Genomic DNA, 25,829 nt, shown 5'->3' with positions numbered 1-25,829 from the left:
CCTTAACGTAAACTAATTGTTGTATTTACACCGCCAACTTCATGGCTATCTTCAAACCAACGACTGGTAATAGTTTTAGTTTGAGTGTAGAACTGCACAGCCTGTTTGCCGTATGGTCCCAAATCACCCAGTTTTGAACCTCTTGAACCCGTAAAGCTAAAGAAAGGCACTGGCACAGGAATTGGAATATTGATACCGACTTGACCAATATCAATGAGGTTTTGGAAAGTACGTGCAATCGCACCGCTTTGGGTAAATAGACCTACACCGTTACCAAATGGGTTGGCGTTGATAAGCGTAATCGCTTCATCAAGGGTATCTACACAAATAATTGAAAGAACTGGACCAAAGATTTCTTCTTTATAAATACGCATGTCAGTATTTACGCCACTAAAAATCGTTGCCCCCACGAAGTTACCTGACTCATAACCTTGTACTTGAACATCGCGACCATCGAGTAGCAACTCTGCCCCTTGCTCAACACCGCTATTAATTAAATCAAGCACACGCGCTTTAGCACGTTTTGAAATGATTGGGCCAATGTCAGTATTTGGCTCATGGCCTGCATTTACTTTTAAGGTTTTCGCTTTTTCAACTAACTCTTGAATCCATTGTTTGCTGTCGCCAACCATCACTGCAACCGACAATGCCATACAACGTTGTCCTGCTGCACCAAACGCTGCACCCACTAGAGCATTTAAGGTTTGTTCTTTATTGGCATCTGGCATCACAACCACATGGTTTTTTGCGCCCATCATCGACTGCACGCGTTTACCATGTTGCCCTGCAAGGTTATAAACATGTGTGCCAACTGCAGTTGAGCCTACAAATGAAATCGCTTTAATATCTTTATGGGTACACAAACGGTCAACTACTTCTTTACCGCCATGCACAACGTTCAGCACACCTGCTGGAACACCTGCTTGAATGGCAAGCTCAACCAGCATCATGGTTGATAAAGGGTCTTGTTCTGATGGTTTTAAAACAAAGGTATTGCCGCACACAATTGCCATTGGGAACATCCAAAGTGGAATCATGGCTGGGAAATTAAACGGCGTAATACCCGCACAGACACCCAAAGGTTGCTGCAATGTGTAAGTGTCTACACCGCGTGCAACACCTTCAACATATTCACCCATTTGCAAAGTGCCGACCGAACAGGCATGTTCAACCACTTCTAGACCACGTTGAATATCACCTTCAGCGTCTGCCAAGGTTTTGCCTTGTTCAGTCGTTAGTACTTGCGCAATTTCTTTCATGTTGGCACGGATTAAGTCTTGTAACTTAAGCATGATACGCATACGTGCCTGAATTGGAGTCTGACGCCAAGAAGCAAAAGCATCTTGTGCAGCTTGAATAGCAGCATCGACTTCTTTAACCGTTGCAAATGGTACGCGACCAATCACTTCCTGAGTCGCAGGATTAACAATGTCTTGCCATTCCTGTGTTTCAGATTCGATAAAATTTCCGTTAATGAGTAATTTAGCGGTTTCCAATTCGATTTTTTGGATTGTGTTCATAACCTCTCCGTAGGCCATATTTTTATTGTGTTCAATTATTAGAAAACACCTTTTGATTGTATTTTCTTTATTCCAGTTTCAATTGAGACTAGCAAAGAAAACTTTGACCACCAACGGAAATTCATGCACGATTGTTGTGCAAATATGCACAAGGATGAAAACAAAAATGAAAGTGGATTGGGATCATCTACATTTTTTTCTGGTTTTAGCTCGGACTAAAACCTTGACCAATGCTGCGCGAATTATTGGTGTCGAGCACAGTACGGTGGCTAGACGAATTCAGGCACTAGAACTTGCTTTGGGTACAACGCTGTTTAAGCGTGAAGCGACGGGTTATGAGCTGACACTCGAAGGGATGGCACTGGTTCCTCGAGTTGAGCAAATGGAACAAGCTTTCTTACAAATTGAAAAACCACACCAACCTTTGCAAGGTCGTGTGCGAATTGGCACACCTGAAGGTTTTGGTACTGCGTTTTTAGCTCGGTTATTGGCTGAGTTCTCTATCCAATATCCACTGCTCACCATCGACCTAATTCCAGTGCCGAAAATGATTAAGCTTTCACACCGTGAGGCAGATATTGTGGTGTCAATTGATCGTCCTACGTCTGGCCCTTACATCATTACGCGATTATCAGATTATTGTTTAAAAATTTATGGTAGCAAAAACTATCTGGCCCAAAACCCGCCTATCCGAGCCTTAGAAGATTTAACCCAACATCGCTTTGTGAACTATATTGATGATCTGGTATATAGCCCTGAGTTGTATTGTCTAGAACGTCTACCTTTGAAGCTGAATGCCAACTTCCGTAGCAGCAGTATTTTGGCCCAGCAAATTGCGGTGAGTGCTGGCGCAGGACTTGCGATTTTGCCCAAGTTTTTGGCAGATGATAAACCGGAACTTGAAGAGGTGCTAGAGCAACAAGTTCGCTTTACTCATACCTTCTGGATGCTGACTTTTGTTGATTTACAACATGAACCGCGCATTAAATTGGTTTGGGACTATTTGCGTAAACAAGCCGATAAATATCAGCATTTGTTGGTTGATTAAAGAACCTAAATAAAAAAGCCAATCACGGATGATTGGCTTTTTTGAAATTAGCAATAATTAATCAAAAGTTTCTTGGCCTAGTTTTTTCATGCGTGGTTTATAAAACACATGATAGCTAACACCTAAAACAACCAGCCACAATGGACTCACGTATACCGCTTTTAATGTATCTGGCTCTAGTGCCAAAATCACTAAAGTGAACAAGAAGAATGCAATGACAACATACGCCATCAACACCCCACCCGGCATTTTAAAGGTCGATTTAGCATGTAACTCTGGACTTAACTTACGGTAACGTAAATAGCATGCCATGATCAGAAGCCATACACTAATAAAGAGAATCACACAGAGTGAACTTGCCAAAGTAAATGCTTCCATCGTGTTTGGAACAAAGTACTGAAGCACTGCCCCACCCATAATGAAAATACATGAGAAGATTAAACCATTTGAAGGTACGGCACGTTTTGATAAACGCCCCAATGCACTCGGTGCCTGACCATCTTTCGATAAACCGAACAGCATACGACTGGTTGAAAACACACCGCTGTTCATTGAAGACATCACTGAAGATAGCACCACCAAGTTCATGATGATGGCTGAAATCGGAATACCTGCATTTAAGAACAACTCAACAAATGGACTTTTATCTGCACGAATGTGATCCCAAGGTGTTACTGACATCACCACAAAGAGTGCCAATACATAGAATAAAATAATACGTACAGGAATCGCGTTAATTGCCTTTGGTAGATTTTTCTCTGGATCTTTCGTTTCAGCAGCAGTTGTACCAATCAATTCAACACCAATGAAAGCAAACACGGCAATCTGGAAACCTGCCAAAAATCCGCTTACGCCTTTTGGAAATATGCCGCCATGCGACCACACATTACTTACACTCACAACCTCACCATGCGGAGCTTGAAAATGAGTGAGGAGCATGTAACCACCGACTCCAATCAGGCCAATAATGGCCAAAATCTTAATGAGTGCGAACCAGAATTCAACTTCACCAAATAGCTTAACGGTAAGAAGGTTAAGCCCTAAAATGAATAGTACACAGCCTGAACTAATCATGGCTTGTTGCATGGGTGAGAAACTGGCGCCTTCGGGCAGCCAGAAACTTAAATAGTTAATGACCGCAGATAAATCAGCAATACCGACCAGTACCCAGCCTAACCAATAGGTCCAGCCGATATAGTAGCCAGCCCATGGTCCAATCAAATCATAAGCCATATCGACAAATGATTTGTAATGTAAGTTGGCAAGCAGTAGTTCACCCAATGCACGCATCAGAAAAAAGAACATGCCACCAATTATCATGTAGATAACGAGGATTGAAGGTCCTGCGAGGGAGATGGTTTTGCCCGAGCCCATAAATAAGCCGGTTCCAATTGCACCGCCAATTGCAATCATTTGTAGATGGCGATTATTTAATTTCCGTTGTAAATGATCAGGGGAGCTTGCCTCATCAGAATGATGAACCATTGTCATATTAGAAGTCCTTTTTATATTTTGCTTAACTTAAATCAGCAACCTATAGGGAGAAAAACGAACCGTATATCGTGGGTTGCTGAGTCTATACCTCAGGACAAGATGTTCAAGTATATTTTTTCCTTAATTGATAAATCGTTTGTCCTGATTTTTTTAAGTCACATTATTTATGTACTGCCTTCACGGCAATTTTAATTAATCAATCTGGGGTTCCAGATTAGCCGAAGTGTAGCATGTGATCCTGCTATATGTACTTTTCCAATACCCTCCAAACTGCTCTATTGATCCAAAAATAAACAATATTATTCCGATAAAAAATCTAATAAAAATAAAAAAAGCCAATCATGATTGATTGGCTTTTTAATAAAACTTAATGATCGTTGACGAGTTCACGTCCTAGTTTTTTCATACGTGGTTTATAGAGCACATGATAGGTAACACCTAAAATGACCAGCCATACTGGACTGACATATAGAGCTTTCAATGTATCTGACTCTAATGCCAAGATGACTAAAGTGAAAAGCATGAATGCCAAAACAACATAACTCATCCAAACACCACCTGGCATTTTGAATGTTGATTTTTCATGTAATTCAGGACGTAATTTACGGTAGCGTAAATAGCACACCATGATGAGACTCCAGACACTAATGAATAGAATCACACAAAGTGAACTTGCCAAAGTAAATGCTTCCATCGTGTTTGGAACAAAGTACTGAAGCACCGCTCCGCCCATGATAAAGGTACAAGAGAAAATCAAACCATTTGAAGGTACTGCACGTTTTGATAAGCGTCCAAATGCACCCGGTGCCTGACCGTCTTTTGATAAACCAAACAACATACGGCTGGTTGAAAACACACCGCTGTTCATTGAAGACATGACCGAAGACAGCACCACCAAGTTCATGATGATTGCAGAAACCGGAATACCAGCATTTAAGAATAACTCAACAAACGGACTTTTGTCTGCACGAATATGGTCCCACGGTGTTACTGACATCACAATAAACAGTGCCAACACATAGAACAAAATAATACGTACCGGAATCGCATTAATCGCTTTCGGTAAGTTCTTCTGCGGGTCTTTGGTTTCAGCAGCCGTTGTACCTACAAGTTCAACCCCGACAAAAGCAAATACAGCAATCTGGAATCCTGCCAAGAAGCCTTCTGTACCTTTCGGGAATAAACCACCATGTGACCAAACATTACTGATGCTTGCGACAGCGCCTTGCGGAGCTTGGAAATGGCTGAAAATCATGTAGCCGCCCACTCCGATCAGACCAATAATCGCCAAGATCTTAATGAGAGCAAACCAGAATTCAATTTCACCAAATAGGCGTACTGTTAAGAGGTTAAGACCCATCACAAACAACACACAACCTGCGCTAATCATGGCCTGCTGTATTGGTGAGAAACTTGCGCCATCGGGTAGCCAGAAACCTAAATAGTTAATGACTGCTGAAAGGTCCGCAATACCCACCAGCACCCAACCTAACCAATAAGTCCAGCCCAAATAATAACCAGCCCAAGGACCAATCAGGTCATGAGCCATATCAACAAAAGATTTGTAATGCAGATTTGCAAGGAGCAACTCGCCCATTGCACGCATTAAGAAAAAGAACATTCCTCCAATAATCATATAGATCAAAAGGATTGAAGGACCTGCGAGGGAGATAGTTTTGCCCGAACCCATAAATAGGCCGGTTCCAATTGCACCGCCAATAGCAATCAGTTGTAAATGACGGTTAGACAGTTTTCGTTGCAGATGATCAGGAGAATTTTCTGTATCTGAATGACGAGCCGTTGTCATATTAAAATTCCTTTTTGAATTCCTTTGTTAAGATCAGCAACCTATGGCGAAAATCGAACCGTATGCCATAGGTCACTGAATCTGTTCACCAAAAAAGACTGGTTAAACCGTATCTATCTTCCTTCTGTTAGATACATCATCATTTTTGGAGTAAAAACGAATTACTTTTGTGCTGCCGTCACGGCAATTTCAATTAACCAATCCGGATTTACCAAATCGGCCTGAATTGTGGCACGCGATGGAGCAACACACCCTTTTAACCAGTCAACCCAAATTGCATTTACGGTTGAAAAGTCAGAAAGATTTTTTAAATAGAACTGTGCAGAGAGCAAGCGAGATTTGTCGGTATTGGCTAATGCCAAAAGTTCATCAATCGTTGCAAGAATTTCACGAGTTTGGCCTGCCACGTCTTGCTCGGTATTTTTAGGTACCTGACCTGACAGATAAACCACTTTGTTAAAAACAGTCACGGCACTCATGACTTCGTTAGTTTTAATCTTTTGTATATCTGAATTAGACATTCGGATTTCCTTATACCTGATTAATAAATTGAACACGGGCGGTGACGGCACACATCAGTTCATAGCCCACCGTACCGGATGAAATAGCGACATCATCAATAGGTAAAACGACGCCTGTACTTGATTGGCCCCAGAGCACCACTTCGCTACCAACTTTGGCATTTTCAATGCCCGTTAAATCAACTGCCAACATATCCATGCTGACACGACCAATTGTGCGAGTGCGGACTGAGTCCACTAAAACAGGCGTACCTGTTGGTGAAATACGTTGATAACCATCAGCATAGCCACAAGCGACAATCCCAATCGTCATCGGTTGCTCTGCGACAAAGTTTGAGCCATAACCCACGCTTTCATTCGGCTCTAAATGCTGAACGGAAATAATTTCACTACGTAAGCTCATGGTCGGTTGTAAGCCCCAATCCGCAATACTATGCGTTGGGTAGTCTGGCGAGCTGCCATAAAGCATGATGCCACTACGGGCATAATCTGATCTGAGCTGATCTTGATAGCGCAGAATTGCCGCACTATTACTTACCGATCTTTCACCCGGTAAATCCTTAACAATTTCTTCAAAGGCAGTAATTTGATAATCAATACCCTGCTGCCCGAAACGATCACCATCTGCATCTGAAAAATGCATCATGTGGGTAATCTTGGAGACATTTGGCAAATTATTTAAACGTTCCCAAGCCTGAACATAGTGCTGTGGTTTAAAACCAAGACGGTTCATACCACTATTCATTTTTAGGCAAACATCAAATTGAGCCGGATAAGGATGCTTTTCTACCCACTCAATTTGCGCTTCACTATGAATGGTGAAACTGAGTTGATACTGCACACAATCAAATAAATCTTGAGGAGAGAAAATTCCTTCGAGCAATAAAATTGGACCTGTCCAACCTAAAGCACGAATGCGTTTTGCTTCATCAAGATCAAGTAAGGCAAAGCCATCTGCTGCTTTAAACGCTTCATAAACACGTTCAATTCCGTGTCCATAAGCATTGGCTTTTACAACGGCAAAGACCTTACTGTTTGGCATAGCCTTGCGTACCACCGCCAAGTTATTTTGTAAGGATTGTCGGTGGATCACTGCGGTAATAGGACGAGGCATGATGACTTTCCTAACGTCCGTTATGCAGCATGCGCGTGTGAATAACGCTGAATTGAAAGGCCATCGGTACTGATTTCAGTCTTATGATTCAATACAATGTCACTGATTAATTTTCCTGAACCACATGCCATGGTCCAACCTAAAGTACCGTGACCTGTATTCAAGAACAGATTTTTAAAGCGAGTCGCTCCAATAATTGGAGTGCTGTCTGGTGTCATTGGACGTAGACCTGTCCAGAAAGATGCCTGTGCCATATCACCGCCTGGGAACAAGTCCTGAGTCACCATTTGCAAGGTTGCACGGCGGTCTTCATTCAGACCTAAATTGAAACCGCTTAGCTCTGCCATCCCACCTACGCGAATACGCTGGTCAAAGCGAGTAATCGCAATTTTGTAGGTTTCATCCAGCACTGTAGATTGCGGAGCAAAAGCAGGATCAACAATTGGAATTGTCAACGAGTAACCTTTCACAGGATATACAGGTAGCTGTAGATCAAGTGGTTTCAAGAAATCACGTGAATAGCTACCAAACGCTAGAACATAACGGTCCGCAGTTAAGACCTTACCATTGACCTGAACGCCCTTAATTTCATCGCCTTCAACAATCAATTTTTCTACGTTTTGGTTGAACTGGAAGTTAACACCCAACTCTTTGGCAATTTGAGCTAAAGCATTAGTAAATAAATAACAGTCACCTGTCTCGTCATTTGGTAGGTGTAAACCACCGACCAATTTATCTTGCGCATTTGCCAAAGCTGGTTCTACACGACCAAGCTCGTTGCCATTTAATAATTCGTAGCTTACGCCGCACTCTTCAAGCACGCTAATGTCGCGTTGAACCGCTTCCATTTGTGCTTCTTTGCGGAATAACTGCAAAGTACCCTTCGCGCGGTTTTCGTAGTTAATACCTGTATCTTTTCTTAACTCACGTAAACAATCACGGCTATATTCAGCCACGCGCATCATACGTTCTTTGTTTACAGCATAGCTTTGTGGATTACAGTTTTTCAGCATTTGCGCCATCCACTGTAACTGCCACATACTGCCATCTAAATTAATCGCAAGCGGTGCGTGATGTTGGAACATCCATTTCACAGCTTTAAAAGGGATACCTGGTGCTGCCCAAGGAGTCGAATACCCAGGCGAAATTTGACCTGCATTACCAAAACTTGTTTCTTCAGCAGGACCTGCCTGGCGATCGAGAACAGTAACCTCAGCTCCTTGTTGAGCTAGATAATAGGCACTTGCCACTCCAATAACGCCGCTACCTAAAACAATTACGCGCATTTCCATTCCCTCACGCACACCAGTTTATTTCACTAGTATATTTCTGCTTCAATAGTTTATTTCACTGTTTTTCAGGGTATAATCTAGGTAAATTTATGTTTTTCTCGCGAGAATTTTAAAAAAAGAGGAAATATCTATGCGCCCCTTAGATCGTATAGATCGCATGATTCTGGATATTTTGCAGCGCGAAGGACGAATTGCGATTAGTGAATTGGCATCGAGAGTTAACCTGTCGACCACCCCCTGTTCAGAGCGTGTAAAGCGCCTTGAACGCGATGGCATTATCATAGGTTATTACGCACGGCTAAACCCAGCCTTTGTGGACCGTAACCTTCTCGTCTTTTTAGAAATTAAGTTATCTGCCAAATCAGGCGATGTATTTGACCAAGTGGCCAGAGATTTAGTTGAGATTCCTGAAGTACTCGAATGTCATCTTATTTCAGGCGAATTTGACTACCTCGTAAAAGCGCGTTTAAAAGAAATGAGCGCATACCGCCGCTTATTGGGAGATCTATTAAAGAAACTTCCCGCTTCGGCATCGTCACACAGTTATGTGGTTATGGAAGAAGTCAAAGAAACTTTATATTTAGATGTAAGTAAGTAAAGCGAGCATTATTTAACTCGCTTTACTCACCTTTTAGAAATTAGAAATATTTTAAAATCGAAATATGTTTGTTTTGATGTTTGAATTTCGAGAACCACTTAACCGCTGGATAAAGTACAAAAGACAGTACAATTGTAATTAGCCATAGCATCCACACATGGTTGACCGACAAATAATTCCCGTAGTTAGCTCCCCACACGCTGAGTGCGAACACATACATCAATTTCAGCATATATAAGTGTAATAAATAAAAGAACATCGGCACCGAGCCAAATACCACCAATGGTTTTAAAAATGAGTATTGCTGCATACGCTCAAAAGCAACGAGCACAATCAAGCCAATTCCAACATTTAGCAAAATAAATAATAAAGACGGCGGATACTTAGTGAGGTTAAAAAAGCTCATGAGACTCAGTTGGAATGACTCAAAATGTTGCCAAGGCTGGTCGCCATAGATATTGATAAAACGCAATAAAACAAATAGCCCAATACTTACTAAACCAAGGCTGAGTAAAGCGCGGCCTCTTTGCTTTGCTGAATATTTAGAACTAAACAACTGCCCTAAGGCATAGCCCAGTAAAATCACCCCGATCCAAGGCAAAATGGGATAGCTTGTGCGAAGCTTGATACCCGCAAATTCAATCCAACCACGTTCATGTAAAACGAACCATATATTTTGTAAAACACCTTGTGAGAAGTGCACAGAATCTAGCAGGTTGTGCCCAAAAATAATGACCAACGCTACACCAGCAAGGACTGGTAAAGGTAAACTCACACAGCACGCTAGCACCACCATGCTAATACCAATCGCCCAGATCACTTGTAAATAAATGACTTCAGGCGGAAAAGTTGCCGTCCATGCAAATTTCACCAGCGTGAGCTCTAGTACAATCAAAAATAAGCCACGTTTTAATAAAAAAGCACGTGTTTGCTGTAAGTCTTGTTTTTTTGACTGAAATAAAAAAGCAGAAATACCCGTTAAAAGTACAAAAACTGGAGCGCAAATATGGGCCAATAATCGACTGCCAAATAAAGCCGGTTCTGTTACTGTTACGTCCATTGGATCGGTAACCTGTTTATGTAAATAGAAAGTTTCTCTTACATGGTCGAGCAACATAATGATGATCACCAAACCACGCAATGCATCAATCGACTGTAAACGTTCAATATTCTTTTCTAAAGACATAGCAGTAATCAACAAAATAATGTAACGTTATACTATTACATTTAATTCCTTTTGTCTTTTTATGGCTGATTATTTATGCGACACAAATTAGGATTGTTGTCTTCGTTAGGTCTATCATTTATATCGACACTCACTTGGGGAGAGGAAACGTCAACGGTACTTGAGACCATACGTGTTCAGGCTGAAAGTACCCGAGAAGATGTGAGCCAAAATAGCTCGGCAACTAAATTTACTCACGATGTTTTAGATGTCCCTTTTAACCGTGCTTATCTTTCTAAACAAATAATGGAACAACAAGACGTTCAACGAATTGATGACGCATTAAGCTTAGTGAGCGGGGTTTTTCATCAAAATAGTTTCGGTGGCGGCTTTTGGGATAATTACTCTTTCCGCGGTTTTAGTACCGATCCCAATTTAGGTGCCTCAATGATCCGCAACGGCTTGAGTGTCAACCGAGGGATTAGTGCTCCAAAAGATGTAGTAAATATTGAATCTTTAGAGTTTTTAAAAGGACCAATGGCGGCTTTATATGGTCGCGGCGAAACAGGTGGTTTACTTAACCTCAATAGTAAAAAACCACAATGGGAAAGCGAAAGTAAACTTAACCTACGCGCTAATACCCAAGAACAATATCGAATAAGTCTGGAGCATACTGCCCCTATTAACGATGAACTGGCCTATCGTGTAGCAGTGGCTCACGAAGATAATCAAAGCTTTCGTGATCATGTCAGCAGTGAACGCTGGTTCTTTTCACCACAGCTCACATGGAAAATTTCAGACCAAACGCAACTCGACTTTGACAGTGAATTTACTGAGCATAAAGGTACCTTTGACCGTGGTGTAAGTACAGTCAATCATCAGTTTGTGATGGACCCGAAAACCTTTACAGGTGAGTCTGATGACGGCGATTTGAAAATAAAAGATTATTTTTACCAATTGCGTCTTAGTCACGAATTTAACCCTGACTGGAAACTAAATAGTGCGGTCAGTTATAAAGATGCACAAATGGTCGGCTTTGCGACCGAACCTCGTCGTATGCAAGCCGATGGACGTACTTTAGAGCGTCAACGTCGCTATCGTGATTATACAAGTGAAGATGTGCTGGCTCAGACAGAGTTACTTGGCAAGGTTGATACGTCTTGGGCACGTCATGAAATTTTACTTTCAACTGAACTTGGTCAACTCGACTACAAACAAAACCAACTTCGTCGCAACCACAGCACAGACTCACCAAACACAATTGATATTTACCAACCTGAATATGGCAAATATTTACCAAACTTAGCACCGTTTACCGACACTAAAGAGCGCCAGCGTTACTTTGCGCTTAATGTACAAGACCAGATCTTTTTTAATGATCAGTGGAGTGTGCTATTCGGCAACCGTTTTGATCAGGTCGAACAAGACTTTAAAAATCACCTGACTCAGACTGAAAGCAACCAGACCCTCCATCAAAATAGTCCGCGTTTCGGAGTAAATTTTAAAGCCTCTGAGCAATGGGCTTTTTATAGCAATTATGGCCGCTCATTTGCCATGAATAGTGGCATGAATCGAAATGGTCAGACTTTTGCTCCTGAAAAAGGCGAAAGTTATGAGGTCGGCACCAAATATAAAATAAACGACCAAAGTGTGCTGAGTTTCGCTTTGTTTAAAATGAAAAAACGAAATGTACCCACAACCGACCCAATCGACAGTAACTTCCAAACCGCAGCAGGCGAAGTGAGTAGTAAAGGAATTGAGTTCGACTTAAATAGTCAAATCACTGACCGCTGGTTCGTCAATGCCAACTATAGTTATACCGATGCTCAAATTGAAAAAGACCAAGACTTGGCAAAAGGTGCCCGTCTAAGCAATGTTCCAAAACACCAAGGCTCATTGAGCACCAATTATGAATTTCTACAAGAAGGTCCGAAAAAAGCAGGTGTAGGTGCTAACCTCACCTATGTGGGAGAGCGCAGCGGACATAATCTTGATAATGGCTTTAACTTACCGAGTTATACGTTGGTCAATTTAAATGGCTACTATGCCCCATCTGACCGTTTACGCTATCAGCTCAATGTGAACAACCTGTTTGATAAAACTTACTATGTTTCAAGCTATAGCGATTTATGGGTTCAGCCAGGTGAACCACTAAACACCTCAATTTCGGCACAGTGGAAGTTTTAATTCATACATAAATAAAAAAGCCCGAATTATTTCGGGCTTTTGATTAGAACATACCATTTTCATTGATGAGGGGGTCGGGCTGTACTTGACCAATATCCCAAAACTCAGCAATTTTACCCTTTTCAAAGCGGCAAATATGAACCACGGCCAAGGTGGTTAACCCATTCATTTGCATTTCAAGTTTTGAATGCACAGCAACCAAATCACCCTCTTCAATGACATGTTGAACATCAAAGACTTTGTTGGGAGTTTCAATTGCACTTTCACGCATCCCTTCCTTCAAAGAAGTCGCATCACCCGCATAATAAGGGTTGTGATGCTTAAAGTTCGGCGCAGTGTAATTGCTGTAAGCTTCATCAACTTCACCCGCTGCGGCAAGCTCTAAAAACCGTACTGCAATTTGTTTTTGAGATAAGTTCATGATTATCTCCTACTCTTTATTTTAGACCTTACTGCAACAGGTCATCTTCTTCGTCTTCCTCGAAGACATAGGCCATACAGCCCCACCCATCATATTCGCCCTGAAACTTCTCAGCGATACTGGCAAACCATTGTTCCAAGTCAACAATATCTGAATACTCAGGTTCCATGTTAACGAAAATGGTAATCACCCACTCGTTTGGCTCAACAGAGTCATCTTGAAAAAGTGAAACTTTTTGTTCTTGGTAGAGCAGATAGAGTGCACATTGCTCTGCATTTTTCTGATCATGAAAAGCAATAGAAAATTCAATTTCATGCAACTCGGTTAAATCATCCCCGTCTTCAGCCATTTGCCAAAGTACATTGCCGTTATCGTCATCTGGAAATTGTTCGTAGTCACGAGTCATAAAGTGATCCTTGTTGTTGTCGCAGTATTAATATTATTCAACATCAAGAATACCCGACTTTTATTGCAGTTTGGGTATATATTCAGTTCCCAATTGCATCAAATTAATTCTTTTAATTATATAAATTTTAAAAAGGCACTTGCGACTCAATCACCACATCCGTTCCATTTAATGGATGCTGAAAAGCCAAATATGCAGCATGTAAAGCCATGCGATTTAAGTGAAAACGTTTAGGCTCAGGGTGATATAACTTATCCCCCATAATCGGATGTCCTATATGCATCATGTGGACGCGTAACTGATGCGAACGCCCTGTTACTGGTTCAAGTAACAATCGACTTTGATCGGTTGTTTCATCATAAACCAACGGTTGAAACAACGTTTTAGCATGTTTGCCTAATTCAAAATGTACAATTTGTCTTGGGCGATTTTCCCAGTCGGTAATGAGCGGAACTTCAACGCTTCCCTCTTGTGCGACTTGGCCTTGCACCAAAGCAATATAATGCTTTTTGACTGTTCTGGCCTGAAACATTTTACTTACCGCAACTTCTGCATCACGGTGCTTGGCAAACATAAGTAAGCCTGATGTTGCCATATCTAAACGATGTGTGACCTTAGCTAAAGGGAACTTTTCCAGCACCCGTAAATAAGCACTGTCATGATGCTCAGGTAAACGTCCCATGACCGACAACAAGCCCGCAGGTTTATCAACCACAATTAAATCGTCATCTTCAAATAAAATTGAAAGCGGATCTTGTGGTGGAGCGTAAACAAAGTTGTCGTTTAAAGGCATGGTCGTAGAAACAGCAATGGAGCATGGCGGCAAATCATAAAGAAATTTCGAATCTACCGCAAAGTAATCTATAACGCTCTACTCATGTTCCACGTGAAACTCAGAAAATCTTTATCGTTTTTTATTCATTTCAGCCAAAAGATCGAGCTGAATTTCTTGAATATGCGCAAGTCTTTCCCATTGATGCGACAAAAGATGGTCCATTTTTTCATGCAAATGGCGAATCTCAAGCTCGGCTTTTAAATTAATCTGATAGTCATGTTGAGAACGTAAGCGGTCTTTTGCTTCTTGGCGATTTTGGCTCATCATAATAATAGGCGCTTGAATTGCAGCTAAACATGACAATACTAAATTCAGCAAAATAAAGGGATAAGGGTCGACGGGACGTACTACCATCACGACTGTATTTAGAACAATCCAGCCTATTAAAAATAGAGCAAAACAAATTAAAAACGCCCAACTTCCCCCAAAAGTAGCTATTTTATCTGCTAACTTTTCTCCCAATGTCCAATTCTGATCAAAATCCGACTCTGTATTTCGGCTAATCAGCTCATGGCGTTGCATACTGCCAATCACTTCGTTTTCTAAATTAGAGAGTTCGCCCTTTTCGGAACGTAAAAGTGATTGAACATATTTAACTCGATAATCTGCCAGATCTGCCCGACAAATAAAGCTTGAGTAATTCCAATCTGGATAGTCTTTTAAAATTTCGTCACTAATCACATTACGAATGACTTCACCAGATACTAGATCTTTTAACGGAAAATTTTTCCCACAAACGACGCACTGCCGACACTGATTTTTATTCTCCATATTATTCAGCTCTTTATTATGATATTAAGATTATTATATAAACAATTTTGGCTGATCACATCGTAAATAAAAATAGTGTTCTAACCTAAAATCTGTAAAGTCGCTGGCACTATTTTCCGATGGGCAGGAATTACAGGCGCCATATAGAGTCTTCCAAGCCAATTTTTAATATGCACCACTGTAGTTATGGTGAGTACTTGAGTCTTTTCATTCTTGTATATAGATAACGTCACATTTAAGTGCTTGTCATCATCTCCGATCACTAACTCATTTTCGGTACGCTGCAAAAAAGTAAAAATTCCAATTCGATCGCCTGCCACATATTCATTTTCTTTTTTATTCGAATCAATTTGCTGAAAACTTCCTAAATCTTTAAGTCCAATCTTTGAAGTAATTTTATTACGCATATTCATGCTCCACTCTACCCACTGCGGAGTGTGCTGGAATAGCTTAATAAGTTGCTGAAATACATTTAGGTCGGGCTGACCAAGCAAAATGCTCCACGAGTCGTGGAAGTAGGCATTGTTCAATTGAGATGAGATTTGACTATCGTTAGGTAAAGCAGAAAGATAAGGCTTATTCATAAATTATATTCTTGTAAAGTATCGTTTTTATTATAGAGAATTTTTTAGGGTGTCAAGGGAAAACATCTATGGTTTACTTCAACAATTATAACTTTGTAAGTTAGAACCTTATGCCTATAAACTTTTGATCTATAGCGTCCTAAGCCGAATCGAGACCTTTTGGGTGAGTACACACTAACGTTATACGTTTTGGTGCATGCTACTCTTTTCGATCCCTATCACACCCTTGAGATATAGTTTAGCCAGCACCCCGCGGGATTGTTTTTCTAAGAAAAGCGAAATTTTAATATTTTTGGAAATTTTTACAACATTAAGCCAATTTAAAAGAATTTATTCCCATTTACTTATAATTAGTAATATTTAAATTCCATTTTATTTGTATTTTTCGGTTTATTTTACCAAGCAAAAAATTTGTAAGCCAAATTGGAAGTTCGTTCAACAGCGCATGTTTAGCCGAATAACTCATGTAAAGCTGTCTCCCTAATATCCACTTTTAAGCATTTTTATTCTTTGGGTACTATTCTTAGAGATAACTTTTGCGCTTGAATACATTATAAAAACATATTATAAACTATTTCTAACCAAATAATTGGTTTTTTGGAACTTTATAATGAACAACAATATTATAATTTTTGGTTATGGAACGGGTATTTCCAAAGCCGTAGCACATAAATTTGGTAAAGAAGGCTATAAAATCGGTTTAGTGGCACGAAACGCCCAAAAACTTGAAAAGGCTATTCTAGAGCTTAAAACACAAGGTATTGAAGCTTACGCTTTTGCATGTGATTTAGCGGTTCTTGAAGATATACCAAATCTTATTAATCGTATTAAAGACCGATTAGGAGAGATTAAAAATATTCATTGGAATGCTTTCCATGATATTGAAGGCAATATCTTAGAAACCCCTCCACTAGAGCTTAGTAAAAGCTTTCATATTCGTGTTTCGAGCTATATTGCGACGGTGCAAGCTTGCCTAGGTGATTTAGAAAAGAACCATGGTAGCGTTTTATCGACAAACGGAATTTTTGCTTTCGATGCAGTTGGTATCGACTTGGTTGCCAAAGAATATTCATCCTTAGCAACCACCGTTGCCGCTCAATACAAAGCCACCAACTTGCTTGCTCATAGTCTCGCTGACTCAAATGTTTACGTAAGCCAAGTGATTGTGAATGGCTTTGTTGATGGAACACCGGGCACACAAGATAAGACCTACACAGTACATCCAGAAACCATTGCAGAGCAGTTCTGGTACTTACACCAACATAAACAAGAAACAGTTTCTCTTTGTGGAGAAGCCATTCAAGCGGCTTAAACTATTTCTTATGACAGAAGAAGCGTAATCAATTACGCTTCTCTGATAAATAAATAAACCCGCTTTGGCGGGTTTATTACACTTCTAGTTCTCAACTTAATAAATTATAGATCAAATTTAGCACCAACAAATTGATTTTATTCAAAATTAGCATTCGTCAACTTTGCTTTATTTGATTGATAAGCATCATTTGAGTAATTTTTTCTTAATTCGATTCTGCATTCAGTATCAATTTTTGCTTTTTTAATATCGACTGAACAATCATCATTTTTACATATTTCGACATGTGCCATATATTTATATAATTGATTATTAATTTCTTCTGAATCTAAGTCTACTCCACCTCTTACCATAAACTGATTTTCCAAACAATTTAGCTTAGAAATAGGAAATGCATTTTTTTCAGAAATTTCTTTTAAAGAAGAAGAGCTTGTAACAAAACCTTGGTATGTTTTTTCTCCACTATACATAGATTGGAAATATTTAAATTTTCCAAAATTAATATCGGTAGATTGATAATCTATATTTTTAGAAGTACAACCAAATAATAAAAATATCCATATACATGATAAAAATTTCATTTTACTTGAACCTTTTTTAATTCGGCTTGCAATATTTGCTCTGGTGATTTAGATATACTAGGTATTGTTTCACGCATCATTTTGCTAAACCAAGCGTGACTAAATTTAGTTTCATGAAATGTATTGCTGTGTTCTTTTGGATAACTATCCCATTGCCCTCCAGCATCAGCAATTGCATCATCTGTCGTATAACTCGTAGGGCTAGGATGATACCCTTTCCATTTTGGTTTATAGCCTTCCCATTTCACCGTATTTTTTATATCGGTGACAACATTATTATTTGGTTTACAAAAAACATTTATCCAATTATTTGCAACAGGTTGTGGTGCTAGTAAATAAATTTGGGCTCTTACTGCTGGAGTCGCTAATATATTTGGAGGAGTGGTTTTTGATAATAAGACTCCAACAGGGTCAATAGTAATTAATAAATTGACTGGTACCCCTGCTTTGTTCAGTTCTGTAACTAAACCAGATGAATTCCAGCCACCCAAACTATGACCTATAATATTAATTTGAGTTTGTGGATTTTTCGTATAAACCTCAAGAATATCTTTAAAAGCATTTCTTTTACCTGAAGCTACAGGAATAGTTACTTTTCTATTATTATAAGCCTCCTCATAGCCATAATATTGTTTTAAATTTTTTGTATTTCCCGTATTAAAATTTTTTGCATAATTACCAACAATTTCTGTAGGCCCTAAAGAATCTCCCACACCTGGTAGTTTTACATCTCCATATATAAAAGGATATTTATCAGCAGCCCCACCAATAAATGCTGTAAAACTTTGAGTATAAACTGTAAGTTTAACTGGTACAATCGCTGTCACAGGATTAACCGTTCCCATTGTTGTCCGAACTAAATCAGCATAAGCTTGTGCTTCAATACCCATCGTTTATCACCACATGTATTTTATATTGCTTATTCGGCTCTTCTGTTTCCAACTTAACTAAGCCAGTTCGATCTAACTTACCGCGCTCAATTTCTTTATCATTTTCGTCAAAAATAATATATTCCGTGCCAGGTTTTAGTTTATTTCCTTGTTTATCCATTACATCAAACCATAAACCATATTTTTGTTTTCCTTGTTCGGGTAGATACGGTAATGAACTATTTACACTTCCTCCCCCCATAAATAAATGCTGCCCAGCCTTCACCTCAAATTTGCCACTTGTGGTCATAAAAATACCTGAACCGGTAATTTTGACTTGAGAACCGCCTGCGGTGAGTACAATTTCTTTGGCTGCGGTCGCTTCAATTTTGTCTTCAGTCGAAATCACCTGCACAGCTTTACGGGCAATTAAATCTGCTCCATCGCCTTGTGCTTGTATCTCAACTTTGCCTTTGCCTGCATAGAGTCTTGCCCCTTCTTGCGCTGCAAAAAGGCTAATTTTATTTTGGGCATGTGCAATCAAGTTCTTTTGGGTAGACAGATTAACGCTGTCTCCAGCAGTTTGGTTTATCTGGCCATCTGCGCTTAAGTGAATGTCTTCGTTACTGCTTAGCGCGATGCTATTTGGGCTCGCCAGCAGCATAATCGCTTCTTTAAAGGTTTTAGCTTTTGCGTTGTCTTGCTGCTCAAGTTTTTCAATAAAAGATTTTAGGTTTTCTAAATTTTCTAAAGGGTCAGTTTGCTGATTTTTAGCAACTTCACTGAGTGCCTTGGCATTGTTCAGGCCGCCTTCAATTTGTTGTTTGGCCTCATTTGCATCAAGGTGTACACCTTGGGCTTGGTCCTGTTTGTGGGTACTAACAAGTAAACCACTGCCAGCTCTTACCGCTCCCCACTGGTCTGTTCTGAGTTCAAACCCTTCACCACGGCCATCACTTTCGGCCTTGTCTTTTGGATGGCTTAAGTTACCGAGGTTTAATTGGCTTGCTGCATGGCTACTTTGCAGTTGGGCACTGATTTGCCCTGTGGTGTCATCAAAACGTAGTTGGTTAAAGCCTTTACCGTCGACTTCTTCTGAGCGGATGCCGCTAAGTTTTTTAGTGTCGGGTAACTGGCCTTTCTGGTCGAACTGGGTTGGGTGACGTTCGGCTTCGTGAATGCGCCCTACCACAAACGGACGGTCAATGTTGCCGTCAAAGAAGTCGATAACCACGATCTCATCGACACGTGGCAAGAAGCGTGCGCCATAACCCGCACCTGCCCACGGGGTCAGCACATCGACCCAAGCCGAGTCGTTGTCATTGTCGTTACTTCCCGCACCACCGTCATGACTGTGGTCGTCAGTTCGTGTAAACAAGAAACGGACTTTAATGCGGTCCCACTGGTCAACATGAATACTTTCGCCCTCTAATCCCACCACTTTAGCGCGCTGTGGGTAAGCGGCTGGTCGGTGCTCTAGTGGGTTATATTCAGGGACAGCTTTAATATTGCGACGAACCACGTTCAGCTCAGCAAAGTGGCGTTGCTCTGGGTTTTGGCTGTCGAGTTGAGCTGCCTTGAGTTTGTTTTGTGGTAATAGGCGTTCGATTTGCTGTTGTAATTCTTTCGGTAAATTATTCTGGTTGTAGTAGTGTTTGCTTAAGATCAAGAACTCTTTATCGGCACTGTCATGCTGGTCGAGTTCTGGGTGATCATTCAGTTCAAACCAGTAACCCACCTGTGCATCGCGGACATTACCTGAAACGGTAAATTGTTTAGAACTCAGGTGATGGTAAGCATTGATGTTCTGATTGAACTGTTCAATCTGGCTATTGCCGGAAGCAGTGGCTTGATCTTCGCCTTTTAAGTCCTGCATCCACGCGGGGCTGACATGCCATGCATCTTCAAGGTTCAGGCTTGCATTGTCATAGTGTTCGCTGTGCTTTTGGGTGCCTTGTACGCTGCCGCTACCTTCTTCTTGTTGCAAAGCATCGGCTTGCCAGCGTTGCACATGAACCGAGGTTGGTTGTAAACGACGCTCAGCTTTGACTTGGGTAATGGTATCGAACTGCTCTGTCGCACTGCTGCGTTGATAGCGGATGCTACGGCGTTCAAGTGCCTGATAATTTTGGTTATCATCAATTAAACGTAAGACTTGTGGCTGAATAGAAGCATTTGGGTCAGCGACAAAAAGCTGTGACTCATCGACCAGCCAGTTAATACCCTCGCTACGCCACAAACGGGTTAAAAAGTCATAATCGCTTTCGTTTGACTGCATCACAAATGGACGCACATCGTAGTCTTTGGTTAACCCAGATGTATCGAGTGTTAGGCTTGAGGCAAACAACGGGCTTTTACCTTGCCATTCTTTAAACAGAATTTCGCTAATATCCCGCACGCTTTTGTTCATAAACACGCGGCTATTACGGCGTTTATGCCAGAGTGCTGTTGGGTCTTTTAAGGTGAGGTTATAAATGGTGAGTGAACCGTCGCTTTGCCCTTGGCTGGCTTCGGTAATAATGCCCGTAGTTCTAAAGAACTGGCCTGTATCTGTCACCTGATCGACAGCAACCTGACAGCCAATAAATTGTTTTAATGCAATATGTGCGTTGGTCGATAGGCACAGTAACTCAGCAACGCTGCCCTGATTAAGCGTATGCTCGCCTTCAATGCGTTGCAAGAAGACTTGCTGATTTAAAGACTGATTTGAGAATTGGATATGAACAGCGCGATTTTGTGAAACAAGGCCTAAACGCTCCAATATACTCGACACACTCATCTGCATTTTTATTATCAATCAAACTTATATTTAGGCCGCATTTTAATTAAAAAAAGACTAATCTGTCTATGTATACTCATTTTCAAAATGTAACTAGTCTAAATATGCAGTTTTAGGTTAATTTGTTATTAAATAGGTATTTAAACCGTAAAATCAGATCATTTTAAAGCGCTATAAACCAACCAAATGCATTTAATATTTTTCTTTTATATTCAATTAGATATTGAAGAAAATAACTAGTCAAATTAATAAAATTCAGGATGAGATATGAAAATAAAAAAGTCTGCTTTTTATATATTTACGGTGATTTTCTCACTTCATTCTTCAGCATTTGCTGAACCGAGTGTGGCCGATATTCAATATCGTGCAGAACACGGGCAATCCGTTGCTCAATATCATTTGGGGATGATGCTTTTAAGTGGCGAACAAGGCGTTGTTAAAAACTATGAGCAAGCGTTTAAATGGTTAACTGCGGCTGATCAAAATGGAAGTATGGGGGCAAAATATAGTTTAGGGATGATGTATTACACAGGCACGGGTGTTGAAAAAGATGCCAAGCGCGCTTTTGATTATTTTACTAAGGCTGCGGCCAAGGACCATGTGAAAGCGCAATATAACTTAGGGGTGTTATATGACAGAGGTGAAGGAACTGCGCAAGACTATGGAAAGGCATTTGAATGGTTCAGTCGCGCTGCCAAGCAAGGCTACCCACCCGCAGAATATAATTTAGCTCATCTATATAAAAAAGGTCACGGCGTCTCACAAAGCAATGAGCAGGCACTTAAGTGGTACACCAAAGCGGCTGAGCACAATGAAAGTGATGCTCAGTACAACTTGGCCCAGATGTATTTAAATGGTGAAGGCACGCCGAAAAACCTACAACTGGCGAAGAAATGGTTTCAGCAAGCTGCCGATGCAGGCGATATTGATGCGAAAGAAATGCTTAAAAGTTTAGAATAAGGCAACCATCTCTATAATATTTTATTTATAAGATGATGAATCTCTATTATTAACAATATTACACTTATAACTTATTTTATTATTTATTTTTTCTAATTAAATATAAACATTAATTCCATTATTTTAAAAACACATTTAGTTTTATTATTAAATCAAAAATATTTTAAATATTAAATTGACGTAATTAAAATCACCAATTATTATCTCGTTGCTGGCCTACATTGCCAGACGGTTTTGACAGACCGTAACTCGTAGCGGGTTATAGTACAATCTATAAGTCGTTAGACCCTTGCGTCCCCTTTTCTTTGCGGTAGGACGGGAGGGGGACGCCCCGTGCGTGCTGGTTCTACGAGTCCAGTCTGTCAACCCCCTTTCGTTCTACCACCATAAATTAATTCGCGGTAATCTGGTGGTAGGACTCCATAATTTTAAGGAGTTGACCATGACACTTTTCAAATTTATTTCCTCTCTTATTTAACTATTTTATTTATTTAAAATTTAGGTTTTCTATTACCTAGTTTTTTAAATTTATAAATTAATTTTATTTTAAAAATTTAATTATTTTATTTTCCTATATTTATGGGAGGATTAATTATTCCCTAAAATTATTTTAAACCTTAAAACGAATTATATTTTTATTCAACTCATAGATATAAATCATTATGAGAATAATATGAAAATTTATAAACCTATTTTGGCTTTAAGTTTGGTTCTAGCGAGCTTGGGAATTTCGGGTTGTAACTTACACAGCCAACAGGAGTTTGAAAAAATTTGCCTATCGGGTGGGCACAGCAAAACCAGTTGCGAATGTATTTATCAGCGACTTGAACAAACCTACTCTCCCAAGCTGATGCAGCAGCTAGAACATGTCAGTTTGCAAAGTCCTGTTCTCCCACGGGACTTTGCCCCTACTTTTTTCAGCATCATGCAGCGGTGTGACAAAAGTAGTCTGGGCTAAGTATTTGGCTTAGCTCCTTTATCTCTGTGTTGCAATGGTGTTTTACTTTAAATCAGCGCAAAAGATTAAAGTCTGTTGTGGCACAGAGGCCTAAAGAAGAATATTTTTAAGAAATTTGAACTCTTATAGTTTAGATATTTCTATACTCAGCTCGTTTTAACAATAAAGACATGTTTAATAAGTAGAATTTTTTTATTATTACTTTCATAGAGCTAATAAAAATGAGTTTTTATACAGAACTACAAGTCCGTCATACAGACTTTGACACGATTGATTTATCTACTGAAAAGCAAAAGATCCTAGAAATATTAACGGAGGATTCAATCCACGAAGATGTTTATGGTGCTTTAGTAGATGCCTTTTCTGATGGTCAGGCATCCTTTAATGTCGATCCCGTTTATTGCTTACAACTCATAGAAAAAATTACCGCTCTATTTCCAAATGCAAATTTTGAATGTCGAGGGTTAGGAGAAGAGTATTTCTATACGTGGATCCTCTGTGTTGAAAATGGCCAGATTATTTTTAGCAGCAAGCCTTGGGAAACTGAAAATCCTTTTATATAACGATAACCATACCCATTATTGTACGTTTTAACCTACAAACTTTTAGGGATTTTGCGGATTGGCGACTTCCCGCTTTTTTCCTATGATGAGTTCATACAGGAACAGGATGTTCCAGAACATAAAACAACAATAATAGGTTCATGCATCAGGAACGTGAGATACGACAGGAGTCATATCTAGCAACCAAATACGAAAAAGCCCAACAGGATGTTGGGCTTTTTTTTATATCCAAATATTGGGAAATATTGAGCTTCAAAAATTTATCTATTAACTAATAATGTATGCATTCTTTTTAAGATCATTAAAATATTTAAAAGAATATTTATAAGCATAAAAGCAATAAGAGGTTTTAGAATAAAACCATGAAGAATATAAATATATTTTATTGATGAATATAAGAGACACAGACTAACAAGAGCAATTGAGCAAAATACGGAATAACTAATGTTATAGTATAACTCCTCCAATAATGTCTTTTTCGTAGGGAATAAAGGATCAACACCTTTACCCTTTTCTTCCGCTATCTCTTTTCTGTCTTCTAACTTTTGTTCTTGATCAAAAACCAAAACTAAAACTGATAAAAGCAGTGCGGAAAAGATAGAACCTAAATTGACCAATAAAGAAATGATTTCTTTATTTTGAAGAGGAATAAAAATAATAGCTATAGACAGAATGATAGGAAGTATAATAAAGATGAGCAACTCTAAAAAACCAATTTTATTATTACTGGTTTGACGCAAAGTCCTAAAATGACCAAATACGATGTCACATATATTAATACGGCTACTCATCGTTTACATCCTTAAAGTTTATATAAACTGTTTGTAAGTTCTTGATCTACTTCTTTAAACCATATATCTAAAGCGTTGAGTGTAGGCAATCCTCCAGACAATTCTATATCATCTGGTGCTTCAATCTCACATAATGCTGTTGTCCTTTTACGTCCAACTGTAAATGTTCTACTTTTTCCATCTAAATTAACAACTGTCTTAACTTGCTGACAATCTTCTTCCCATACCTCTACTGCTTTAAACTGATCAGTATTTTTATTTAAAAAATTCTTCAACGTTCCAAAGTTTCCTTTTTTAGGTTTAACAGTTAAAGCTGTTTCAATATCTTCTTTATGTCCAAGTTTAGATATTCTTTCTGATTTATCTTCTATACCTGTAAATTTTGTTAGTTTAATTTCTTTTACCTGAGCATTCTTCCATTTCTCAAAAGATTTATCATCGGTTAAAGAGTTAAATTGTAAATTCAAACCACTTTTAGCTTTCCAATATTTATTTAATATATTAAAAATCAAAGTCTTAGAACTAAATCCTTTATAAACTTGAAATAAAGCTAATCCTTCGTTATACGAGACAGGAATCTTTAAATAAAAATAATAATTTATCAGCTCAGCATTTTTCTCTGTTTTAGCATAATCTACTAATCCAGTTTCAATATTGATAATATCTGATTTTAAACCATAGTTTCCTTGTTGTAGAAAACCTTTAATAGTTCTATCCTTATCATCTGTTACAAGATTTAGAATCCTAAAAATTTTCTTTTCATTTTCTATAATATGAAAACCACTGCCCTGTTCAACAAAAAAATCCTTAAATATTTGATACAAATCAAATCTCCCTCCTATTTTATCTAAAGGAGGATATGCATTATGTAGTCTAAAATAGTCAGGATCATAAGTTCTTATAGTATAAGGAGCTAGTGAGTGCATTTTAAATTTCAAAAATAATGGATTAAATATATTTTTACATACATTTTATATTATTAAAATCTTTTATCCCTACTGAAGCCTAAAAATATATTCATAGATTTTCCAGTTATTTATTAATATGACATAGCCCTACTTTTATAGCGCGTCTAATATACGACAATCAAAATTACCTAAGCCACCACACTAATGTAAGTTTTAACCTACAAACTTCTAAGGATTTTGCGGATTGGCGACATCCTTCTTTTTTCCTAATATGAACTCATACAGGAACAGGATGTTCCAGAACATAAAACAACAATAATAGGTTCATGCACCAGGAACGTGAGA

24 protein-coding genes are annotated in these 25,829 nt (G+C 39.2%); 7 read left to right on the top strand and 17 right to left on the bottom strand.

The genetic code is table 11. The features are described from left to right. Nucleotides 1-2: 2 nt before the first annotated feature. Nucleotides 3-1,520: a CoA-acylating methylmalonate-semialdehyde dehydrogenase gene (locus ACINWC141_RS02280; protein WP_009387407.1), complete on the bottom strand. Its 1,518-nt coding sequence runs from the start codon at nucleotides 1,518-1,520 to the stop codon at nucleotides 3-5. Nucleotides 1,521-1,686: 166 nt separating this feature from the next. Here ACINWC141_RS02280 and ACINWC141_RS02275 point away from each other — a divergent pair, with 166 nt between their 5' ends. Then, a complete protein-coding gene (locus ACINWC141_RS02275; RefSeq protein WP_005071920.1) occupies nucleotides 1,687-2,568 on the top strand; it encodes a LysR family transcriptional regulator in 882 nt (293 codons plus the stop codon). Between the two features lie 57 nt (nucleotides 2,569-2,625). Here the strand turns inward: ACINWC141_RS02275 and ACINWC141_RS02270 are convergent, their stop codons facing one another. From ACINWC141_RS02270 to ACINWC141_RS02250, 5 genes are all read right to left on the bottom strand, one after another. Continuing rightward, nucleotides 2,626-4,059, bottom strand: coding sequence for an amino acid permease (locus ACINWC141_RS02270; protein WP_009387486.1), 1,434 nt, complete (start codon nucleotides 4,057-4,059; stop codon nucleotides 2,626-2,628). A 370-nt stretch (nucleotides 4,060-4,429) separates the two neighbouring features. Continuing rightward, nucleotides 4,430-5,869: an amino acid permease gene (locus tag ACINWC141_RS02265; protein WP_009387676.1), complete on the bottom strand. Its 1,440-nt coding sequence runs from the start codon at nucleotides 5,867-5,869 to the stop codon at nucleotides 4,430-4,432. 161 nt (nucleotides 5,870-6,030) lie between these two features. Beyond that, complete coding sequence (locus ACINWC141_RS02260; protein WP_009387647.1) at nucleotides 6,031-6,390, bottom strand: RidA family protein; 360 nt, start codon at nucleotides 6,388-6,390, stop codon at nucleotides 6,031-6,033. A gap of 10 nt (nucleotides 6,391-6,400) precedes the next feature. After that, a complete protein-coding gene (gene alr, locus ACINWC141_RS02255) occupies nucleotides 6,401-7,504 on the bottom strand; it encodes an alanine racemase (RefSeq protein WP_009387404.1) in 1,104 nt (367 codons plus the stop codon). Between the two features lie 20 nt (nucleotides 7,505-7,524). Beyond that, nucleotides 7,525-8,790: a D-amino acid dehydrogenase gene (locus ACINWC141_RS02250; RefSeq protein ID WP_009387654.1), complete on the bottom strand. Its 1,266-nt coding sequence runs from the start codon at nucleotides 8,788-8,790 to the stop codon at nucleotides 7,525-7,527. Nucleotides 8,791-8,926: 136 nt separating this feature from the next. Here ACINWC141_RS02250 and ACINWC141_RS02245 point away from each other — a divergent pair, with 136 nt between their 5' ends. Continuing rightward, complete coding sequence (locus ACINWC141_RS02245) at nucleotides 8,927-9,394, top strand: Lrp/AsnC ligand binding domain-containing protein (protein WP_009387704.1); 468 nt, start codon at nucleotides 8,927-8,929, stop codon at nucleotides 9,392-9,394. Nucleotides 9,395-9,434: 40 nt separating this feature from the next. Here the strand turns inward: ACINWC141_RS02245 and ACINWC141_RS02240 are convergent, their stop codons facing one another. Continuing rightward, on the bottom strand, nucleotides 9,435-10,580 hold the full coding sequence (locus ACINWC141_RS02240) for an acetyltransferase domain-containing protein (protein WP_009387446.1): 1,146 nt from the start codon (nucleotides 10,578-10,580) through the stop codon (nucleotides 9,435-9,437). A 75-nt stretch (nucleotides 10,581-10,655) separates the two neighbouring features. Between ACINWC141_RS02240 and ACINWC141_RS02235 the strand changes: the two genes are divergently transcribed. After that, nucleotides 10,656-12,746 (top strand): TonB-dependent receptor, encoded by a 2,091-nt coding sequence (locus ACINWC141_RS02235; protein WP_009387633.1) that lies wholly within the window; start codon nucleotides 10,656-10,658, stop codon nucleotides 12,744-12,746. Nucleotides 12,747-12,789: 43 nt separating this feature from the next. Here ACINWC141_RS02235 and ACINWC141_RS02230 read toward each other — a convergent pair whose 3' ends face one another. From ACINWC141_RS02230 to ACINWC141_RS02210, 5 genes are all read right to left on the bottom strand, one after another. Next, complete coding sequence (locus tag ACINWC141_RS02230; protein ID WP_009387369.1) at nucleotides 12,790-13,167, bottom strand: nuclear transport factor 2 family protein; 378 nt, start codon at nucleotides 13,165-13,167, stop codon at nucleotides 12,790-12,792. Between the two features lie 28 nt (nucleotides 13,168-13,195). Continuing rightward, a complete protein-coding gene (locus ACINWC141_RS02225; protein WP_005079563.1) occupies nucleotides 13,196-13,573 on the bottom strand; it encodes a ribonuclease E inhibitor RraB in 378 nt (125 codons plus the stop codon). 127 nt (nucleotides 13,574-13,700) lie between these two features. Continuing rightward, nucleotides 13,701-14,366 (bottom strand): RluA family pseudouridine synthase, encoded by a 666-nt coding sequence (locus ACINWC141_RS02220; RefSeq protein ID WP_009387455.1) that lies wholly within the window; start codon nucleotides 14,364-14,366, stop codon nucleotides 13,701-13,703. A gap of 111 nt (nucleotides 14,367-14,477) precedes the next feature. Beyond that, on the bottom strand, nucleotides 14,478-15,179 hold the full coding sequence (locus ACINWC141_RS02215) for a DUF1003 domain-containing protein (RefSeq protein ID WP_009387361.1): 702 nt from the start codon (nucleotides 15,177-15,179) through the stop codon (nucleotides 14,478-14,480). Between the two features lie 80 nt (nucleotides 15,180-15,259). Then, nucleotides 15,260-15,763 (bottom strand): DUF2867 domain-containing protein, encoded by a 504-nt coding sequence (locus tag ACINWC141_RS02210; RefSeq protein WP_009387624.1) that lies wholly within the window; start codon nucleotides 15,761-15,763, stop codon nucleotides 15,260-15,262. Nucleotides 15,764-16,373: 610 nt separating this feature from the next. Here ACINWC141_RS02210 and ACINWC141_RS02205 point away from each other — a divergent pair. Next, entirely contained in the window at nucleotides 16,374-17,075 is a 702-nt protein-coding gene (locus ACINWC141_RS02205; protein ID WP_009387348.1) for an SDR family NAD(P)-dependent oxidoreductase, read from the top strand. A gap of 137 nt (nucleotides 17,076-17,212) precedes the next feature. Here ACINWC141_RS02205 and ACINWC141_RS02200 read toward each other — a convergent pair whose 3' ends face one another. Genes ACINWC141_RS02200 through ACINWC141_RS02190 form a run of 3 tightly spaced genes read right to left on the bottom strand, consistent with a single transcriptional unit; the run spans nucleotide 17,213 to nucleotide 21,310 of the window. Then, nucleotides 17,213-17,656, bottom strand: a complete 444-nt coding sequence (locus ACINWC141_RS02200) for a hypothetical protein (protein WP_005079571.1) — start codon at nucleotides 17,654-17,656, stop codon at nucleotides 17,213-17,215. Beyond that, nucleotides 17,653-18,546 carry a PGAP1-like domain protein gene (locus tag ACINWC141_RS20445; RefSeq protein WP_009387708.1) on the bottom strand — a complete coding sequence of 298 codons (894 nt, stop codon included), beginning with the start codon at nucleotides 18,544-18,546 and terminating at the stop codon, nucleotides 17,653-17,655. Before ACINWC141_RS20445 ends, ACINWC141_RS02200 begins: the two co-directional genes overlap by 4 nt. After that, on the bottom strand, nucleotides 18,536-21,310 hold the full coding sequence (locus ACINWC141_RS02190) for a type VI secretion system Vgr family protein (protein ID WP_034677357.1): 2,775 nt from the start codon (nucleotides 21,308-21,310) through the stop codon (nucleotides 18,536-18,538). The genes ACINWC141_RS20445 and ACINWC141_RS02190 overlap by 11 nt, the downstream gene beginning before the upstream one ends. Before the next feature lie 261 nt (nucleotides 21,311-21,571). Between ACINWC141_RS02190 and ACINWC141_RS02185 the strand changes: the two genes are divergently transcribed. The 3 genes from ACINWC141_RS02185 (at nucleotide 21,572) to ACINWC141_RS02175 (ending at nucleotide 23,785) form a co-directional block, all read left to right on the top strand. Continuing rightward, on the top strand, nucleotides 21,572-22,264 hold the full coding sequence (locus ACINWC141_RS02185) for a tetratricopeptide repeat protein (RefSeq protein WP_009387702.1): 693 nt from the start codon (nucleotides 21,572-21,574) through the stop codon (nucleotides 22,262-22,264). A 673-nt stretch (nucleotides 22,265-22,937) separates the two neighbouring features. After that, a complete protein-coding gene (locus ACINWC141_RS02180) occupies nucleotides 22,938-23,222 on the top strand; it encodes a hypothetical protein (RefSeq protein ID WP_009387626.1) in 285 nt (94 codons plus the stop codon). Between the two features lie 221 nt (nucleotides 23,223-23,443). Next, the gene (locus ACINWC141_RS02175; protein WP_009387628.1) at nucleotides 23,444-23,785 is read left to right on the top strand and encodes a hypothetical protein; all 342 of its coding nucleotides are present in this window, start codon (nucleotides 23,444-23,446) and stop codon (nucleotides 23,783-23,785) included. Nucleotides 23,786-24,045: 260 nt separating this feature from the next. On the opposite strand, the gene ACINWC141_RS02170 is transcribed toward ACINWC141_RS02175, so the two are convergent. Beyond that, a complete protein-coding gene (locus ACINWC141_RS02170; protein WP_009387639.1) occupies nucleotides 24,046-24,576 on the bottom strand; it encodes a hypothetical protein in 531 nt (176 codons plus the stop codon). An 11-nt stretch (nucleotides 24,577-24,587) separates the two neighbouring features. Further along, nucleotides 24,588-25,502: a hypothetical protein gene (locus ACINWC141_RS02165; RefSeq protein WP_034677354.1), complete on the bottom strand. Its 915-nt coding sequence runs from the start codon at nucleotides 25,500-25,502 to the stop codon at nucleotides 24,588-24,590. Nucleotides 25,503-25,829: the final 327 nt, after the last annotated feature.

The organism is Acinetobacter sp. WC-141 (genome assembly GCF_000313935.1).
Classification (GTDB): Bacteria; Pseudomonadota; Gammaproteobacteria; order Pseudomonadales; family Moraxellaceae; genus Acinetobacter.
The sequence above is the reverse complement of the archived record's forward strand: the minus strand, read 5'-3'. Positions and strand labels throughout refer to the sequence as shown.